General features: G+C 31.5%; 20 protein-coding genes. 18 read left to right on the top strand and 2 right to left on the bottom strand.

The features are described 5' to 3' along the window. The first annotated feature begins 24 nt into the window (after positions 1–24). From Q0975_RS19715 to Q0975_RS19645, 15 genes are all read left to right on the top strand, one after another. The gene (locus Q0975_RS19715; protein WP_299439833.1) at positions 25–750 is read left to right on the top strand and encodes a pirin family protein; all 726 of its coding nucleotides are present in this window, start codon (positions 25–27) and stop codon (positions 748–750) included. Positions 751–783: 33 nt separating this feature from the next. Next, positions 784–978: a hypothetical protein gene (locus Q0975_RS19710; RefSeq protein ID WP_299439831.1), complete on the top strand. Its 195-nt coding sequence runs from the start codon at positions 784–786 to the stop codon at positions 976–978. A gap of 185 nt (positions 979–1,163) precedes the next feature. Next, the gene (locus Q0975_RS19705; protein WP_299439829.1) at positions 1,164–2,003 is read left to right on the top strand and encodes a phosphatase PAP2 family protein; all 840 of its coding nucleotides are present in this window, start codon (positions 1,164–1,166) and stop codon (positions 2,001–2,003) included. Between the two features lie 238 nt (positions 2,004–2,241). Next, complete coding sequence (locus tag Q0975_RS19700) at positions 2,242–2,544, top strand: antibiotic biosynthesis monooxygenase family protein (RefSeq protein WP_299439827.1); 303 nt, start codon at positions 2,242–2,244, stop codon at positions 2,542–2,544. Between the two features lie 71 nt (positions 2,545–2,615). Beyond that, positions 2,616–3,497 carry an AraC family transcriptional regulator gene (locus Q0975_RS19695; protein ID WP_299439825.1) on the top strand — a complete coding sequence of 294 codons (882 nt, stop codon included), beginning with the start codon at positions 2,616–2,618 and terminating at the stop codon, positions 3,495–3,497. A gap of 84 nt (positions 3,498–3,581) precedes the next feature. Then, positions 3,582–4,244, top strand: coding sequence for a peroxiredoxin-like family protein (locus tag Q0975_RS19690; RefSeq protein WP_299439823.1), 663 nt, complete (start codon positions 3,582–3,584; stop codon positions 4,242–4,244). A gap of 4 nt (positions 4,245–4,248) precedes the next feature. After that, the gene (locus Q0975_RS19685; protein ID WP_299439821.1) at positions 4,249–4,638 is read left to right on the top strand and encodes a DoxX family protein; all 390 of its coding nucleotides are present in this window, start codon (positions 4,249–4,251) and stop codon (positions 4,636–4,638) included. 4 nt (positions 4,639–4,642) lie between these two features. Continuing rightward, the gene (locus Q0975_RS19680; protein ID WP_299439819.1) at positions 4,643–5,053 is read left to right on the top strand and encodes a DoxX family protein; all 411 of its coding nucleotides are present in this window, start codon (positions 4,643–4,645) and stop codon (positions 5,051–5,053) included. 73 nt (positions 5,054–5,126) lie between these two features. Further along, the gene (locus Q0975_RS19675; protein WP_299439817.1) at positions 5,127–5,513 is read left to right on the top strand and encodes a hypothetical protein; all 387 of its coding nucleotides are present in this window, start codon (positions 5,127–5,129) and stop codon (positions 5,511–5,513) included. A 243-nt stretch (positions 5,514–5,756) separates the two neighbouring features. Beyond that, positions 5,757–6,587, top strand: coding sequence for a LytTR family transcriptional regulator DNA-binding domain-containing protein (locus Q0975_RS19670; protein WP_299439815.1), 831 nt, complete (start codon positions 5,757–5,759; stop codon positions 6,585–6,587). Between the two features lie 125 nt (positions 6,588–6,712). Beyond that, positions 6,713–7,570 (top strand): alpha/beta hydrolase, encoded by an 858-nt coding sequence (locus Q0975_RS19665; RefSeq protein WP_299439813.1) that lies wholly within the window; start codon positions 6,713–6,715, stop codon positions 7,568–7,570. A gap of 212 nt (positions 7,571–7,782) precedes the next feature. Next, positions 7,783–8,238, top strand: coding sequence for a hypothetical protein (locus Q0975_RS19660; protein WP_299439811.1), 456 nt, complete (start codon positions 7,783–7,785; stop codon positions 8,236–8,238). Positions 8,239–8,463: 225 nt separating this feature from the next. Further along, positions 8,464–10,131, top strand: coding sequence for a formate--tetrahydrofolate ligase (locus tag Q0975_RS19655; protein ID WP_299439809.1), 1,668 nt, complete (start codon positions 8,464–8,466; stop codon positions 10,129–10,131). Positions 10,132–10,163: 32 nt separating this feature from the next. Further along, positions 10,164–10,763 carry a hypothetical protein gene (locus Q0975_RS19650; RefSeq protein ID WP_299439808.1) on the top strand — a complete coding sequence of 200 codons (600 nt, stop codon included), beginning with the start codon at positions 10,164–10,166 and terminating at the stop codon, positions 10,761–10,763. A 12-nt stretch (positions 10,764–10,775) separates the two neighbouring features. Then, positions 10,776–11,261: a methyltransferase domain-containing protein gene (locus Q0975_RS19645; protein ID WP_299439806.1), complete on the top strand. Its 486-nt coding sequence runs from the start codon at positions 10,776–10,778 to the stop codon at positions 11,259–11,261. Positions 11,262–11,278: 17 nt separating this feature from the next. Here the strand turns inward: Q0975_RS19645 and Q0975_RS19640 are convergent, their stop codons facing one another. Together Q0975_RS19640 and Q0975_RS19635 are read right to left on the bottom strand one after the other, a co-directional pair. Continuing rightward, a complete protein-coding gene (locus tag Q0975_RS19640) occupies positions 11,279–11,833 on the bottom strand; it encodes a DUF1569 domain-containing protein (RefSeq protein WP_299439804.1) in 555 nt (184 codons plus the stop codon). A gap of 16 nt (positions 11,834–11,849) precedes the next feature. Further along, on the bottom strand, positions 11,850–14,234 hold the full coding sequence (locus Q0975_RS19635; protein WP_299439802.1) for a TonB-dependent receptor: 2,385 nt from the start codon (positions 14,232–14,234) through the stop codon (positions 11,850–11,852). 247 nt (positions 14,235–14,481) lie between these two features. Between Q0975_RS19635 and Q0975_RS19630 the strand changes: the two genes are divergently transcribed. The 3 genes from Q0975_RS19630 to Q0975_RS19620 are packed head-to-tail and all read left to right on the top strand — an operon-like array spanning position 14,482 to position 17,368. Beyond that, on the top strand, positions 14,482–15,558 hold the full coding sequence (locus Q0975_RS19630; protein WP_299439800.1) for a histidine kinase: 1,077 nt from the start codon (positions 14,482–14,484) through the stop codon (positions 15,556–15,558). A 1-nt stretch (position 15,559) separates the two neighbouring features. Beyond that, positions 15,560–16,318: a LytTR family DNA-binding domain-containing protein gene (locus Q0975_RS19625; RefSeq protein ID WP_299439798.1), complete on the top strand. Its 759-nt coding sequence runs from the start codon at positions 15,560–15,562 to the stop codon at positions 16,316–16,318. Between the two features lie 24 nt (positions 16,319–16,342). Continuing rightward, a complete protein-coding gene (locus Q0975_RS19620) occupies positions 16,343–17,368 on the top strand; it encodes an aldehyde reductase (protein WP_299439796.1) in 1,026 nt (341 codons plus the stop codon). Positions 17,369–17,653 lie beyond the last annotated feature (285 nt).

Below are 17,653 nucleotides of genomic sequence, written 5' to 3'. Positions count from 1 at the left end.
TTATTAATAAAAAAGGCAAATAAAATGGAATTACATATAAAATCAAAACTGGAACAAAAAGGCATTTCGCTTTTTGGTGGGCGTCTCCAAGAAAACAAACCTTTATCTGGAGAGCCTTTATATTCAAACCTTATTTACTGGGCAAATGTAGATGCAATTGAAGAAGGAGCCTTTCCAATGCATCCACACGAAGGGATAGAAATACTTACTTTTATTTTTGATGGTGGTTTAGAGCATTATGATACTGCCACTAATAAATGGACGCCTTTGCCAGCAGATGGTGTACAACATATTAAAGCTGGAAGTGGTTTACAACATTCAGAAAAATATTGGAAAGGTTCAAGAGCTTTTCAAATATGGTTTGATCCAGATTTTAGTAAATCATTACAAAAAGCACCTTACTACAAGGATTATCAAGCAAACAGTTTTCAATGGAAAAATGAAAATGACTATGAGGTAAAATCATATGCGGGAGAAGATGCTCCGATACAAACGGACGCTCCGGGTATTTTTGCAAAACGATATAAATTACCTAAAGGCAATCATACCATAAATTTAGATAAGAATAGCTTTCATTCATTTTATTTAATGGAAGGTGGTCTTGAAATTGAAGGAAATGAAATGCTAAAAGATAGTTTTACAAAAACGAATAACATAGAACAAGTAAACTTAAATGTTACACAAAATAGTGAATTGTTTATTTTGCAATCACCAGTACAAGTAAGTTATAAAAAGGTAACTGATAGATAAATGGCTGTAGATAGAAAACCAAAAAAATGGAAGATGGCAATCATAGTTTGGATTGCTATCGTTCCATTAATCTTCACGATTATGCCATTTTTTAAACCAAGATTAATAGCATTAGGGTTAAACCCTATTGTTGTAGAACTACTTTTAACAACAGTTTTAGTAATATTAATGGTTTATGTGGCGCAACCATTACTGATGAAATTATTTAAAAAGTGGTTGAATAAATAATGAAAGCACAACAATTTCTAATCCTACCAAGTCAGCGCATTGTACCAAACCCAAGTTGGTAGTTTGAGATTTTATACAAAAAAATTAATGTCGGGTAAATGTCGTGAATACGACGTTATAGATTTTTGGAATAATTATAAGTTAATGATAATCTTACGTGAAATCTCAATTAAAACACGTATAAAATGACAATAATTTATATTCTAATTTCTTTAATAATCGTTCTATTATTAGTGCTAAGAAAAAATGACTATTTTCAAGATCATTGTATAGTTACTTTAAGTTCAAAAAAGGAGTTTCTAATTTGTTTAGTTTTGATTGGGTTATCCTATACATCTATTGAACTTCAAAAAATAAAAGCAGACAATTTTACTGAATTTGAAATTGGAAGTTTGAATCAAGCAAAAATTAATCAAATAAATACTTTTGACAGAGGTATTACTGGAAGATGGGACATACGAGCTAAAAACAATGGAAAGGTGTTTAAAAATACTTCAATCTATTTAATACCCTTTTCTTTATTCCTTTTTGCTGGTAGTTTAAAACGAAGACTTGTTTTGTTTTTTATTTTTTCACAAGGGTATGTTCTAACTGAAAGTTTAACTGGTTTAGCAAAAGGTCTAGTTAATAGATACAGACCGTTTGCATATAGAACAATTAATGAAATTGAAACATTAAATCCTGAGGCAAAAGAAAAATTTTTGGAAGACATTGTGGATTATGATATTCTAAATTCTTTTTTTTCCGGTGACGCCAGTATTATTGCATTTGGTTTTGTGTTTTTTGCATATTCGTATAGCTTGTTTTATAAAGAACGGAAGTATAAAAATATACTATGGATTATAGCTCTTATTGGTGTAGTTCTAGGTTGTTATTATAGAACTTCATCAGGAAAACATTTTCCAACAGATGTTATGATTGGGGCTATAGTTGGATTTCTTGTAGCATTTGGAATCTTACTAATTCATAAAAAATCTATAAATCTAATTGAACTAAAAGATAAACAGCTACCAACAAAGAACTGAGGCAAAAAGTAACCTTTTTCTTCATTAATCTGAGACGTAATTATGCTAAACTCAAGGAAATCTTAAAAACAATTCTTTGATTTTTTTTTATATGATGGTAAAAGTTTATATCGAATCAATTTAAATTGGTTAGATAAAAAAATCTAAAAAATTGATTCTGTGTTAAATTCAAAATTTAGTATCTTTTTACGCGCTATGCTTCATACACAAACCATTAGGTTTAATTAAAACACAGGAAATGATTATCCGAATTTTTAAAGCCACTATTCCCAAAAAACTTCATCATGAATTTGAAGTTAAATTCAAGGAAATTTCGGTTCCTATAGTCAATAACTATGAAGGATTTATTTCTCTTGAAATTGCAAGACCTACCAAATGGAATTCTAATGAATTTATTATGATATCAAGATGGGAAAAAGAGGATGATTTAATAAATTTCGTAGGAGATAAATGGAATGAAGCACATATACCTAAGGGAATGGAGAAATACATTGAAAAATGTTCGGTTAACCATTACGAAAATATTGATATACAGTTATGACACAGACACCTAATCATTAAAGAAAAAAAATAGTCCTAACAAAGAACTTCGATAAAAAACAACATTGATTCATGCTTAATAATATAGAGAATATTATTTTCTCACGTTTTGTAGAACAAGATATTCCTTTTGAATTTATATCGATTAAAGAATTATATAAACGCTGTAAAGAAAGTGAATATGATTTATCAAATCCGCATAGAATTAAATTTAATGCCTTGATACTTATTACAGAAGGCGAGAGTTTCCATACTATTGATTTTAAAGAGGAGATTTTATCTCCAGGAGTAATTTTACCTCTAACAAAAGACCAAGTACATTCGTTTAACAAGGATCTTACCGTTAAAGGATATGTTATTTCTTTTGAAGAAAACTTTATCACCGAAAATATAAGTGAAAAGAATCTTTTTCATTTTCTCCATATCTATCACACCCCAAGTATTTTAATTGGGAAAGAAAATATGACAGCTTTGAATCCATTTTTACAACTTCTTGAAAATTTACATTTGGAATCCAACAATATTATGAAGGCCGAAATTATCAATTCAACTTTAATAGCGCTGTTGTTTCAAATAAAACGTCTTTCTATTTATCAGCACAAAACATTTGAAAGTCAGCGATTCAAAGACTTTATTCAGTTTAAACAATTAATTACCGAGTATTACCATGAAAGTCATAATGCAAAAGATTATGCGAAAAAACTAGCTGTATCTTACAAGTATTTAAATGACATTTGTAAACAAATTGGTCATAAAACAGCGAAAGCTTTCTTAGATAGCTGGTTACTACTTGAAGCTAAGCGAAATATTTCAGAAAACAAGTATAATTCTCAAGAAATTGCATATAAAATGGGCTTTAAAGAGCCTTCGAATTTTATTCGTTTCTTTAAAAAATTCACAAGCCTCACTCCAAATCAATTTCAAAAAGAATTAAAAAAATCTAGACTCGGTTAGATATTGACTATTTGTTTGCAAGCATAGATAATCAAATTACGGTTGTTTGACATGATATTTGTACCAACAAAAATTAGGTATAAAATGACATTACAAGAACAACTAAAACAAATGCGGAATGCCACTATGGAGAGGATGCCGCAGTCGATAATTAAAGTTTTTACCGATAGTATTAATGACATCAGAAAAAAACGGTTAAAAGAGAATGCGCTTCAAGTGGGAGACCATATTCCAGATATGGGTCTTCAAAACATCAACGGAAACAATTTATTGTTAAGCAATTTAATAGAAAAGGAATTCCTAATTCTAAACTTTTATAGAGGTGGTTGGTGCCCATATTGCAATATGGAACTTCGAGAATATGAACGATTACGTAAAATCTTTAACCAACTGAATACTGATATAGTAGGAATCAGTGCGGAAATACCAGAACTGGTAAATCAAACAATCGATAAAAATACACTTTCATTTCCTGTCTTATCAGATATTGATGCCGAATTAATGAAAGCAATTGGTATCGTTTTTCAACTAGACGAAGCGTCTAAAAAGGAATTTGAAAATTTCGGTATGGATTTCACTAGAATTCATAAGAACAATAATTTTGAATTACCAGTGCCCGCTATATATATCATTAATAAGAAAATGGAAATCGTATTTGTCCATTTTGAAGAAGATTATATGACACGACTTGAACCCACAGAGCTTTTAAACATTCTAAAAAACAACTTAATAACAGAAAATATTTAATATTATGAAAAGAGACAAAATTATTTATTGGATTTCGACAGGGCTACTCAGTACTTTATTCATGTTTAGTGCAATGATGTATATTTTTAACTACCCAAGAATCGAAGGTTTCTTTATAAACCTTGGGTTTCCAACTTGGATTATTTATCCATTAGCTATTCTTAAAGTATTTGGAGTACTTGCTATACTTACAAAAAAAAACAACTTCTTAAAAGAACTCGCTTATGCAGGGTTTTTATTTGATGCTATACTAGCTTTATGTGCCCATCTAATAGTCAATGATGACGAATTTGTACCTGCCGTAATTGCTCTAGTCGTTACTTCAATTTCTTGGATATATGACAGAAAGGTGTTCGGAAACTATATCCAAAACTTAAATGTTACTAAATTATAGAATTATGAAAAGAGATAAAGTTATTTACTGGCTGGTAACAGGAATTGTTAGCTTTTTATTTGCATCAGGTGGTTTAATGTATTTTTTAAATTACGATTACGCTCATCAATTTTTTATTAGTTTAGGATTCCCAACTTGGATTATTTATCCATTAGCAGTACTAAAAATACTAGGACCTATAGCAATATTGACCAAAAAGTCATCATTCTTAAAAGAATTGGCATATGCTGGTTTTCTATTTGATGCTGTTCTTGCAGTTTCCGCTCATTTAATAGTTGGTGACGGATTTATATATCACGGATTCGCCGCTATTATTTTAACTATTGTTTCATGGAGATACGATAGAAAGTTATTTGGTGAATATGTACAAAAAATAGCCACAAAATCAAGAAATCATGATACTATCTACAGTTAATCAGACACTGAATATACTACTAATATCTCTAGTTATATTTTCCTGTAATGAACCCAAAAATCAAATTTCATATATGAAACAGCAAGATGAACAAACAGAAAAAGGCTTAATAAAATCTATAAATAGATTAATAGAACCAGACGAGAATTTTGGCTTAGCTACACTTGATTCAATTTACCATAATGATATGATTGTTATTATGATTGATCAAAATGATAATAAAAACATTTTTAAGAAAGATGAATTCAAAACATTAATTGCCTCCAAATTGGAAGGAGAAGAACGAACCAAGAACACTTGGGCAAAATTTATCCATACAGAAGTTAATCAAGATAAAGGTCATATCGTTGTCAAAAGAAGAGTAAGTCTTACCGAAGAAAATAATGAATTGACTGTAATTTTAGATTTCGTTTGGGAAGAGAATCGTTGGCAAATTATTAGAGAGGTGATTTTTGGATAACATCAAGAATCGTAATTTATCTCAATTAACTTAATATAACTGGCTACAACAAAGACGTATCTAAAAAATACCGAAGAAAGTGCAAATCTCAAAGGCTTGCACTTTTTTTTTGTAGATTTGGTTTAACTAAAAAACTTTTTATTTATAATCGCCACTTTTCATATACAATACCGTTACCCACAATTACTAAATATTAAATAATTTCACATTTACCATAAAGAATTCATAACAAATGAATTACACATGTTTTTAAACAAATCTTTTCCATACAATATTTCACTTAGAGTTCATATTTTTATTGGGATTACTCTAGGGTTTTTCGTCCTGTTCATTCTCTTTTTTTTAGAACCCTTTGACTCAGGAAGTTCTGACTTTTCGTTTAAAACAATCTACCTTACAGGATATGGCGTAATGACCTTTTTCATGTATTTTATAATACACTTATTTTCTGCTATATACTATAAAAAAGCCAAGGTTTGGAAACTTTTTGAAGAAATCATCTTTTGTCTGTTTTTTATTATATCCGTAATAATAATTGCATTTTTCTATACAGAAATTATCATTAATAAAAATCCTGAAAGATTAAATCTAAATCATTTTTTTGGTTGGTTTAAAGTTATATTCTTTGGCTTTGGCACCCTTTTGTTTATTTCAGCGATTTTATTAAGAAAACGATATACTAGAACAAAAGTCCAAGATAAATCGGAAGACTTGACAAAGGAAGACTTGATTAAAAATATTACTATTTCTGGTAGTTTAAAAAAGGAATCTTTTCAAGTGGATCAAACAAATCTTGTTTACGTAAAGTCCGAAAATAATTATGTAAGCATATTCTATTTTGAAGAAAATTTGCTAAAAGAAAAACTATTAAGAAGTACTCTTTCTAATATTCAAAAACAACTCCCATTATTTGTCAAAATACACCGCTCATATATTGTGAACCCAGACTTTACTCTTTCGTTAAAAGGAAGTAAACAAAATGCCAAACTGTACCTAAAAAAAACAGAGCACAGTATTCCTGTATCGCAGCCCTTTTTTGAGACCGTGCATACATTGTTAAATCACCCCAAATAAATACTAAACCACACCAAAAATGACTAATTGACCACAAAAAATAGTCATCAGCAACTTTTATTTTCCTGAGATTTAAAAACCTCTTTTTTTTACTAGAATATTTGAACAATCAAACATTTTAGTAAATGAAAAAAACATTGAAAATTCTTATCAGGTTAATAGGTGCGATCGTAATATTACTCATTAGTATAATATGCTATATAAGATTTAGCAGAACCCTTGATCCCTATATTTATAGAGCTACTCCCAGTAAAGGTAAATTTACAAGCCTATATAAACATCAAGAACTAATGTTGGATTTGGAAGACAACACCAAAATACATGCAGCTATATTTAGCCCTGACTCAGCAAAAATAAAGGCCACTATTTTTCATCATTTAGGAAATGGAATGGATTTAAATACCGCTCAATTAACGTACAAAACGCTTCTTCAGGATGGGTATCAAATATTTGCCTATGAAAGAAGAGGTTTTGGCGAATCCACCGGAGATGACAACGACTCCAGTATACTAAAAAAAGATGCAATTGAAATATTTGATGCGTTTAAAAAAATGGATAAAGTTAAAGGTACAGACATCATCATTTGGGGAGTTTCTCTAGGCGGTATTTTTGCTACAACAAATGCAGCAGAAAGAAATAGTGACATTAAAGGACTTATTCTAGAAGGTACTTTTAGTTCTTTTCCCGATGTAGCTAAACATTATGCTAGTGAAATCAACTTAGAGAATTATAAATGGTTAATACCATTGCTATTGAATAATGATTTTCCAACAAACAAAGAAATTAAAAAGGTGACTAAACCTATTGTAATTATACACAGTACAGAAGATAAATTGATTCCTTTTAAATTGGGTGAAAATATTTTTAATAATTCAAATAAATCGAATACAACATTCTGGAAAATAAAAGGAGCGCACGTCAAAGGAATTTTAAATTATGAACAAGAATATTTAGAGAAATTTAACCAGATATTAAATCATTAATTCGCTTCGCAATAAATAATTTAAATAGTACTAGAATAATGAAATACTAACAATGTATAAAAACCATAGGGCTGTTTAGGTTTACCCAAAGGATCGTATTTATTTGAAAAGTCACCAAATATAAAATTTGACATCTATGAGGAAAAAGATAAAAGCAAAATATTTATATTTGACTTGCCACCAACTCAAAAAAGTATTGCCTATACATAAATATGGAATCAATTTCAAAAAATGACATAGTACGCAATTCATTATTGGGTAAGATCATGTTGTATATTATCATCCTATTTTTCATTGGTTTGACTATAGCGATATCATACTGGATTGTAATCATCATTCTAAATGAAGGAGTTTTAGGGACCCCAGGAGTTTTTGTTCTACTGTATTTTGCTGGTCAAATGTCATATACAGGTTTATTTTTATTTAAACATATAACTACCACTGTTGTTCATAGTAGACAAGGTTTCAAAATTACTTCAGGGAAGAAAACCATTGAATATTTATGGTCAGATATATCAAAGGCAAAAAGATATACTTTAGGCGGAGTTTTGCGATTATATGATCATCAAGGAAAATCTATTTATGCAGTTCAAAGTTCTGCGTTTGGCTATAGCTCTTTCAGAAAAAGAGTTAACGAAGAAATTGGAATAAGAACGGTTTTAACATAAACCTTATATCCAATTAAAATATTGAAATAAATTAGTATACAAGATGTATCAATGATTATAACAGGGCTTATAATTTTAGTCCAATATCAAAGCTGATAATTAGTGAAAATCATAAACAAAACTGTTTAATAATTACTATTTTTAAACATAAAGAAAACTTTATACTTCTTTAAAAAGCTTATATACTTTTTATTTCTAATGTTCAACGATTAAAAGCTATACCCTATGAATGATTTGCAAATTGCCAAAAAAGTGACTCTTACGCATATTTCATCCATTGCAGAAAAATTTGGTATCGATCCAGATCAAATAGAAATGTATGGCAAACATAAAGCTAAATTACCCTTACAAGCCATCGATAAACAAAATGCCAGTAAAAGCAACTTAGTACTGGTTTCTGCTATTTCTCCCACACCGGCAGGAGAAGGAAAGACTACCATGTCTATTGGTTTATCTGAAGGTTTAAATCGATTAGATAAAAAAACAACTGTCGTTTTAAGAGAACCTTCATTAGGCCCTGTTTTCGGTATCAAAGGTGGTGCTACAGGTGGTGGTTATTCGCAGGTATTACCGATGGAAGATATTAATCTTCATTTTACAGGTGATTTTGCAGCCATAGAAAAAGCACATAATCTATTAGCAGCGATTATAGATAATAATATTCAAAGCAAAACCAATTCTTTATTGTTGGATCCAAGAACCATAAGTTGGAAACGAGTAGTTGACTTAAATGATCGTGCTTTACGTCGCGTTATCGTTGGCTTAGGAGGAACAACATCAGGTGTACCCAGAGAGACTGGTTTTGATATTACCGCTGCTTCAGAAATTATGGCGATTCTTTGTTTGGCCGAGAATTTAGGTGATCTCAAAAAACGATTAGGTAATATTTTTATCGGTTATACGTATGATAAAAAACCTATGTATGCAAAAGACCTAAAGGCTGAAGGGGCTATGACTGCGCTACTTAAAGATGCGATAAAACCAAATCTAGTGCAAACTATAGAAGGAAATCCAGCCATTATCCATGGCGGACCTTTCGCCAATATTGCTCAGGGCACAAATTCAGTCATAGCTACATTAATGGGTATGACACATTCAGAATACACAGTAACAGAAGCTGGTTTTGGATTTGATCTGGGTGCCGAAAAATTCTTTGATATTAAATGTCAGAGTGCTGGATTAAAACCAAAAGTAGTAGTACTTACTGCCACAATACGTGCCTTAAAATATCATGGAGGTGCAGATCTGAAATCTTTGACTATTCCGGATACAGAAGCATTGCAAAAAGGGCTACCAAATTTAGAAAAACATCTAGAAAATATTTCTAAGTTTCATATTACACCAGTAATCTCAATTAATAAATTTACATCGGATAGTGATGCGGAAATCGATATTATTAGAAATTTTGCTGCTTCCAAAGGTGTCAGAGTTGCACTGGCCGAAGTTTGGGAAAAAGGCGGAGCAGGCGCAATTGAATTAGCAAAATGTGTAATTGATATAGTAGCATCTGACACTTCAGATTTTAAGCCGTTATATCAGTGGGAATCTACTGTTATGACTAAAATAGAAACTATTGCCACAGAAATTTATGGTGCCAAACATGTGGATTATACCGCAAAGGCAAAAGCGCATTTAAAAAAAATCACCAATTTAGGATTAGATCACTTACCGGTTTGTATTGCAAAAACCCAAAAATCATTATCTGACAATCCTAAATTACTAGGGAGACCAAAAGATTTTATTCTAACAGTAAGAGAAATTGAAATAGCTGCTGGAGCAGGCTTTTTGATCCCTATAACAGGTGATATTATGAGAATGCCTGGATTACCTGCACATCCCGCATCCGAAGGAATAGACATAACTGACGATGGAGAAATCATAGGATTGTTTTAGATAGTAAACTGTCAAATAACCAAGATGTAAGCGTGAAATTTCTTAAGAATATATTCAAAACTTATAACGGTAAGATTACCGCTAACAACTTACTTTGTGGAATGGGAGATTCGGAAATCGGCAAAGACACAATATTGATAAAAGAGTATCCTTTTGAACCATCCATAGCATATCCAGAAAAACTAATTAAAGCATCAGAAATTAACTCCATTTGTGTTGATTTTGGCGTATTAAAAATTAAAATAAAAGACGATATTGTTTTTATGTCAGCAGAGAAAAAAGAGCAGTTGAAAATATTTGCAGAAAAAAACAAAATACCTCTGTTTGCATATAGCTGGAATTGGGATTGGATTTTAGAACCTTATTTAGATACAGAATATACCACAGAAAACGATCAATTAGTCACGGATAGACTTTTAGAAAACGGTTTTGATAAAATTGAAATAAACGAAATCAGAAAAGAGGTAGGAAAACAGATGTACTCCTATAATTTTGATACCATGTTATGGGATTGGTGCAGTTTATCGTTAATAGATGTGCTTTCTGCCATGCGTGCAAAATATAATAAAGAAGATTTTCGTGATTTTTATACAAGAGCCATGAAAATTGAAAAACGAGAAAAACAAAATTAACCATCATATAGGATGAATTACTCTTTTATTCCAAACGACGACCCTTATTTCCCTACTCCTATTGAGGTTGTACAGCATAAACTGGATCTTTTAGAATTAAAAAATGGAGAAACAGTTTTTGATCTTGGTTGCGGTGATGCCAGGCAATTAATTATGGCATGCGCTATGGCAGATGTAAACTGTATAGGATATGAAATCTTGCCAGAAGCGATACGAGATGCAAAAATAAAAATAGAAGAAGCTAAACTGTCAGATCGAATAAAAATTCGGACTGAGGATATTTACCAGGCGGATATCTCTAATGCAGATGTGTTAATACTTTATTTCTCCAGAAGTGTATTGGGTGCATTATCTCTAAAATTGGAAAAAGAGTTACCTGTTGGAGCAAGAATTGCAACACATCAATTCGATATACCGGGATGGAAAGAAGAAACAAAGAAAGAAATAATGCAAAAAAATGGAGCTTTGGAAACCATCTATTTATACCGAAAGATCTGATTACTATTAGGCTCTTTCTATTCTTTACCTAGAATATCACGTATGATTTTTAAGTGATGTTTGGTGTGTATCTCAAGAAAACGCTTAGATTGTTTTTTATTTAGCTGACCAAAAACCGGGTGAATAAAGTTCACATTTTCGTTTAAATTTTCTAAATCTGAAAGATTTTCTCTAGCTATTTCTAATTGAGACAATATGCCTTCAGTTTTTATTTCCTTTGGCGGCAAAACAGCTGCGGGAGATTGCCCTCTTCCTCTAGGAATATAACCAAACAAAAACGAAAAGCTACGAGCTAGGTTGAAACGTTTTTCATAAACAGTAGGATCAGAACTCTTTAGTACATCGTGAATTCTATTAATAACTTTTAGGCTATGATCCAAATGCCAAGCAATTGGTACTTTAGAAACTGTAGCATTCACACGGTCTCTAAACTGAATCAAATATGCGATATCATATAACTGACTATCCATAAACCCTTTCTTAGCATCATTATTATCTCCTTGTCCATACCCCCAGAAAGCCAAGTTATCAATAGTAATCAACGTTAATAATGGTGTTCTCATTGTGTGCATTGCCTCTTTTTTTATGTTAAAATTCAAATCGATATCCGAAATCCGGAAAGAACCCTATCTGATTTACCTCATCTACATTATTTGTTATTCGATTATAACGTCGAGCAAATAAGTTCTCATTTCCAGTTACATTCTGCAAATCCACATAAAATTGATGAGAACGTTTCTTTTTACGACTATTGATCTTATATCCTAATTTCACATCCCATCTAAAATATCCATCGTTTTGTTCACTAAATGCAATATCCTCTTGTAATATCTCAAAACCAGCAGCTTGCGATGCTGCTAAATCAACAGGAGTATAATATCTACCTCCAGAAAAAGTAAGTCTGGTATCAAAAAATAACACATCCTTTTTAGTTTTTCCCATAGCAAACTCTTTTCCCGCTAACAAGTTGATCACATATCCATTATTAAATGGTGTGTTGCGTTCTACACCATCACTTCCTTCATATTTACTTTCGAATAAAGAGGTAGTTAACAATCCATAATACCCTTTATTAAAGAATCTTTCGAGTGTCAATTCAATTCCTTGATTAAAACCTGTTCCTTCATTTACTAATGAAATTCGATCATTATCAAACCCAAAATCAGCTCCTTCTGTTAGCGATGAATAACTAGAAGGAAATGATTCTACAGCAGCATTATCAATATCTTGATAATACACTTCTACCTTACCTCTCCAACTATTACCTAATTTCACATCATATCCTAATACATAATGGTTACTTCTTACAAAGTCAAGGTTTTTATTGGCTTGCACCAACTCCCCATTCACTTCTTCATTTAAGAATAAGAGGGGTAATGGAACAGGTTGATGATGCAAACCATACCCAAAGCTTAAACGATGCTTTTGGGATATTTTATAATTAAGTCCAGCTCTTGGTTCTATTACAAATTGTTCATTCAATGAGCTATATTGACCATGAACTCCTGCATTTAAAGTTAGCTTTTCTGTCAGTCTAAATTGTCCTTGAACAAACGGCTGAACTATCATTAGATTTTCGTCAATATCTCTAAACGTAAACAAATCTGGATCTCCATCTGCATTGAGGTCTGGTTGTTTTTCGCGATCTCTTTCAAGGGATTCTATTCCTATGTTTTCCAATAAAACTCCTGTTCTTATGGTACTTTTACTACTTAGTTTAGTGTTATACAGGGTAGAAAAAGTAACTCTATTTTCGGTATTATCCGCCTCAGTATATAGTATGGTTCGCTCTTGTGGAGTATCTTTATCAATAAAGCGATCGGCCATAAAATCATTTCCTGTAAATGAACCTGAAACAATAGTTTTTAAATAAGACTTGTCGGTGATATTAATTCTATGTTTTAGACCTATCACTCCAAACCTCGATTTCACAAAGCTGTTTTCATCTTCTGCTGCAAAAAGGTCGTCTTCATCAATATCATCACCAAGGAAATCGATATCAGAAAAACCAATAATTCCAAACAAAGAAAAATTACCTAACTTACTTTTTCCTAAATCCAGATTAAAAGAAACATCACTATAATTGGGAGCTGCCGAAGTTCCTCCTGCTCCAACACCTAGTAAACCGACTAATGAATATCTTCCCGCAACCAGAAAAGATCCATTGTTTTTTCCAACAGGACCTTCAGCCATAGCTTCTATTCCGGTAAAAATTCCTACTTGAGCAGTATATTCATAATCATCCTTATTTCCTTTTCTAAAACCTAGATCAAAAACACCTCCGATTGCATTTCCATATTCTGAGGGAAAAGCAGAAGTAATAAAATCAGAATTCTTTAACAGATTAGGATTTAATGCCGACACAGGCCCTCCAGTAGTTCCTAATGTACTATAATGATTAGGGCTTGGTATCGGAACCCCTTCTAATCTCCATAATAATCCCGTAGGAGAATTACCTCGAATCACTACATCATTTCTACTATCATCTGGAGCAGATACTCCTGCAAAATTTGCCGCTAATCGTCCAACATCACTTCTACCTCCCGAAAAACGAGTCACTTCTTCTAAACTAAATTGCCGTGCCGAGACTGATGTTAATTTATTTATAGCCTGAGCTTTATTAGTATCTGAAGTTATAATTACCTCATCCAATCGATCAAAAGCTTCAATTAAGGATACATTAACAACTGCATCCTTACCTGAGGTAACAACAATATTAGGTAAAGTAATAGATTCGAAACCAATATAACTTACTCGCACAGTTTGTCTTCCCAAAGGAACTTTTTCTAAGGTGAAATATCCATCTATATCTGTAATAACCCCATTGATTTCATCCGTATTTAATAATTCTACAGTTGCTCCGACCAATGGAGTTTCTGATTGTTTATCGACTACAAGCCCTTTAATAATTCCCGTTTGTGCATTCACTATACTGATACATAAAATAGCAAATATGAAAGCGTATTTTTTCATAACCTTATTGATTTTGATCAAATCTGCTAACTTGATACTAATCCACAAAACCAAAATACTAGAGTCGTTCATTTAACCCTTGAACTGTATATAATTATGATTGAATCCTTTTTAGTTACTAATTAGCTTCAATTTTCAAGAGAAATGACTTTTACTACGGTTCAACTTCTATTATGACAATTCAAGGAAATACTACATGTAAATTGATTCTCAGTTATGTATCTTTAACAATACTATCTGAATCTTTATGCTAAAAAAAACTACTATACAAAAATTAGGAATACGAGTGATCATTATTCATGTAGTGTATTTCTTGATCAAACTTACCATCGTTCATGACGAAGAAGAAAACATTTTTGATGCTACAAGTATTTTTTATTATTGTAGCGCTTTTTTTCTATTCATGCTTGCTTGGGAAAGCAATGATTGGTTAGTAAAAAGACTACAATCGAAAACAGGTGAAGGTCTTGACCTAACGAAAGGAGTTAAGATTTTACTAATTAATATGGCCATTTGCCTTCCTATTTCGGCATTAGTATATTATTTAGCAATCTTTCAGTTTGACCAAATTTGTCAAATTGATGTAGATGATCCTTGGTTACGTTTTAGAATTGATTTTTTTAGAGCAGCAATTCTTGGTTTTGCCTTAATCATCTTCAACTTATTCTATCATTCTTTGCAACAAAAAAAAGAAATAGAAAATAAGATGAACGATCTTCAGAAGGAAATAATGACCTCGAAATACAAGTCTTTAAAAAACCAAATAAGTCCTCATTTCTTATTCAACAGTCTAAACACGCTGACTTCTCTTATGTATGAAGACAGAGATCTAGCATCGGATTTCGTGTCCAGATTAGCTACTTGTTATCGCTATATCCTGGATAACCGCGAGGAAGATTTAGTAAGCTTGGAAAAAGAACTAAATTTTTTGGATTCTTTTATATTTATGATGAATATCAGACACAAGGGAGCGCTTAGCATCACTACCCATATCTCTGTAAATCCACAAGATTATGTAATCCCAACGCTTTCTTTACAAATGTTAGTAGAAAATGCACTAAAACATAATTATTACTCTAAAGAAAAACCTTTGGAAATCAATATTATTTCAATCAAAAATAACAGTCTTGTTATTCAGAACAATCTACACGTAAGAAAACATAAAGAAGAATCCACTAAACTGGGATTGAAAAACATAGAAAAAAGATACTCTTTCTACACAAATCAAAAAGTAATTGTAAAAACTGAAAACTGGTATTTTAAGGTAACGATTCCGTTACTTACCAAGAATATAAAAGAAATTGCAATCGTAAAAGTATCCTAAGATGACAGCAGTAATTGTAGAAGATGAAAATTTTGCCTCTAAACGACTGGCAGCTCTTATTGGGGAGCTCGCTCCTGAAATTAGGATAACTGGTCAAATCACATCTGTAGAAAATGGTCGTCAATGGTTTGACAATAACCCAAAACCTGATTTAATATTTCTGGACATTCAGCTTAATGATGGATACGGGTTTGATATTCTGGATATGCTAGAGGATCATCCTCCAGTTATTTTTACTACGGCATACAACGAATATGCTATTAGAGGATTTAAGTATAACGGATTAGATTATTTATTAAAACCTATTGATAAAAGTGATCTCAAAAATGCCCTTGGAAAATATAGAAAGTCACAGATAAAATCTGATGCAATTTTTAATGATGAAAAATTAGAAAAAATTAAAGACTTATTTACTAAAGAATACAAAAAGCGGTTCATGATTAAGGTTGGTAATCAATTTAACACCTTTAGTGTAGAAGATATTGCTTATTTCAAATCGAATGAAGGTTTGATCTTTCTGCACTCTCATACTGGACAGCAATACCCCATTGAATACTCTATAGATCAGCTAGAGGATATTCTGGATCCCGTTCATTTTTTTAGAATCAATAGAAAATTTATGATATCAGTAAAAGCGGTTACAGAAATACACAGTTATTTTAATAGTAGGTTATTACTCAAACTAAAACCACAAGAAGAAGAACAGATTATTGTTTCGCGAGAACGAACCTCTAATTTTAAAAAATGGTTAGATCTCTAAAAATTGTAAAAATCATCTTAAGAAATGGAAAATAAAAAAGTATTACTCACCGGAGTAACCGGTTTTCTTGGTTCCCATACTGCCATCCAATTACTTAATAAAGGATATGAAGTTATTGGCACATTACGAAACATGAAAAGAGCTGATGAAATAAAACAAATTATCGCAAAAAACACGGATAATATTGACAAATTATATTTTGCTGAAGCGGATTTAATGGATGAAAACATATGGGATGATCTTATAAGCGAAGTTCAGGATGTAATACATATTGCTTCGCCTTTTCCTAGAGAATTACCAAAACATGAAGAAGAACTCATTGCTCCTGCTAAAGCTGGAACGATAAATATATTAAAAGCTGCCTCTAAACATGGACTCAGAAGAGTAGTGCTTACATCCTCTTCTGGAGCAATTGCATATGGGAAAGAGAAATCTAACAGAAAAGGTGTTTTTGATGAAAACCATTGGACCGATATTACCAATATAAAAGACTCTACTCCATATTTCAGAAGTAAAACAATAGCAGAAAAAGCTGCTTGGGATTTTATTAAAAGTGATACTAGTGGATTAGAATTGACCACCATTTGTCCTGGAGCAATTCTGGGTCCAATACTAGAAAAAGATTTTGGAACCTCTGCTAATATTGTAATAAAAGCAATGGACGGTAGTTCTCCTGCAATTCCAAAAATTGGTTTTGATATGGTTGATGTTCGATCCGTAGCCGATCTGCATATAAGAGCAATGGAAACTCCTGAAGCTGCTGGCGAACGCTTTGTATGCTCAGCTGGTTTTTTAACCTTTAAGGAAGTAGCCTCTATATTAAGAGAAAAATATCCTGACAAAAAAGTGCCAAAATTTTCTTTACCTGATTTTGTTATACGTTTATTCTCTAATCTTGATAAAACTATAAAACCAATTCTGGTTGATTTAGGCGCAGAAAGAAAAGTAAATAACAAGAAAGCTATAAAACTTTTAGGTTGGCAACCTATCTCTGCAAAAGATGCGGTATTGGCTTGTGCAGAAAGTGCCATAAAACTAAGTTTAGTTTAATTCTTGTAAAAAAAAGTAATTAGAAACATATTTATAATGCTTAGCATCCTAATCAGACTATATCCTTTTATTGACAGTAAACTTGGATTATTAAATTCTAAAACTGATCAGCTTCTTGCAAATAAATACTGAAGTATTGCTTTTTATAGTCATATTTTATTTGGCGACATTACTTTATGAATCAGTTAAATACAATTCAATAAACGCATATGATTAAAAAGATTAAATCGAGTGTTTAATTGATGTTATTAAGTTTAAAAACAGAAAATTGAGGGGGAAATCTCA

It is taken from the genome of uncultured Aquimarina sp., from assembly GCF_947500065.1.
Taxonomy (GTDB): domain Bacteria; phylum Bacteroidota; class Bacteroidia; order Flavobacteriales; family Flavobacteriaceae; genus Aquimarina.
This window is presented reverse-complemented; position numbering and strand designations above follow the sequence as displayed.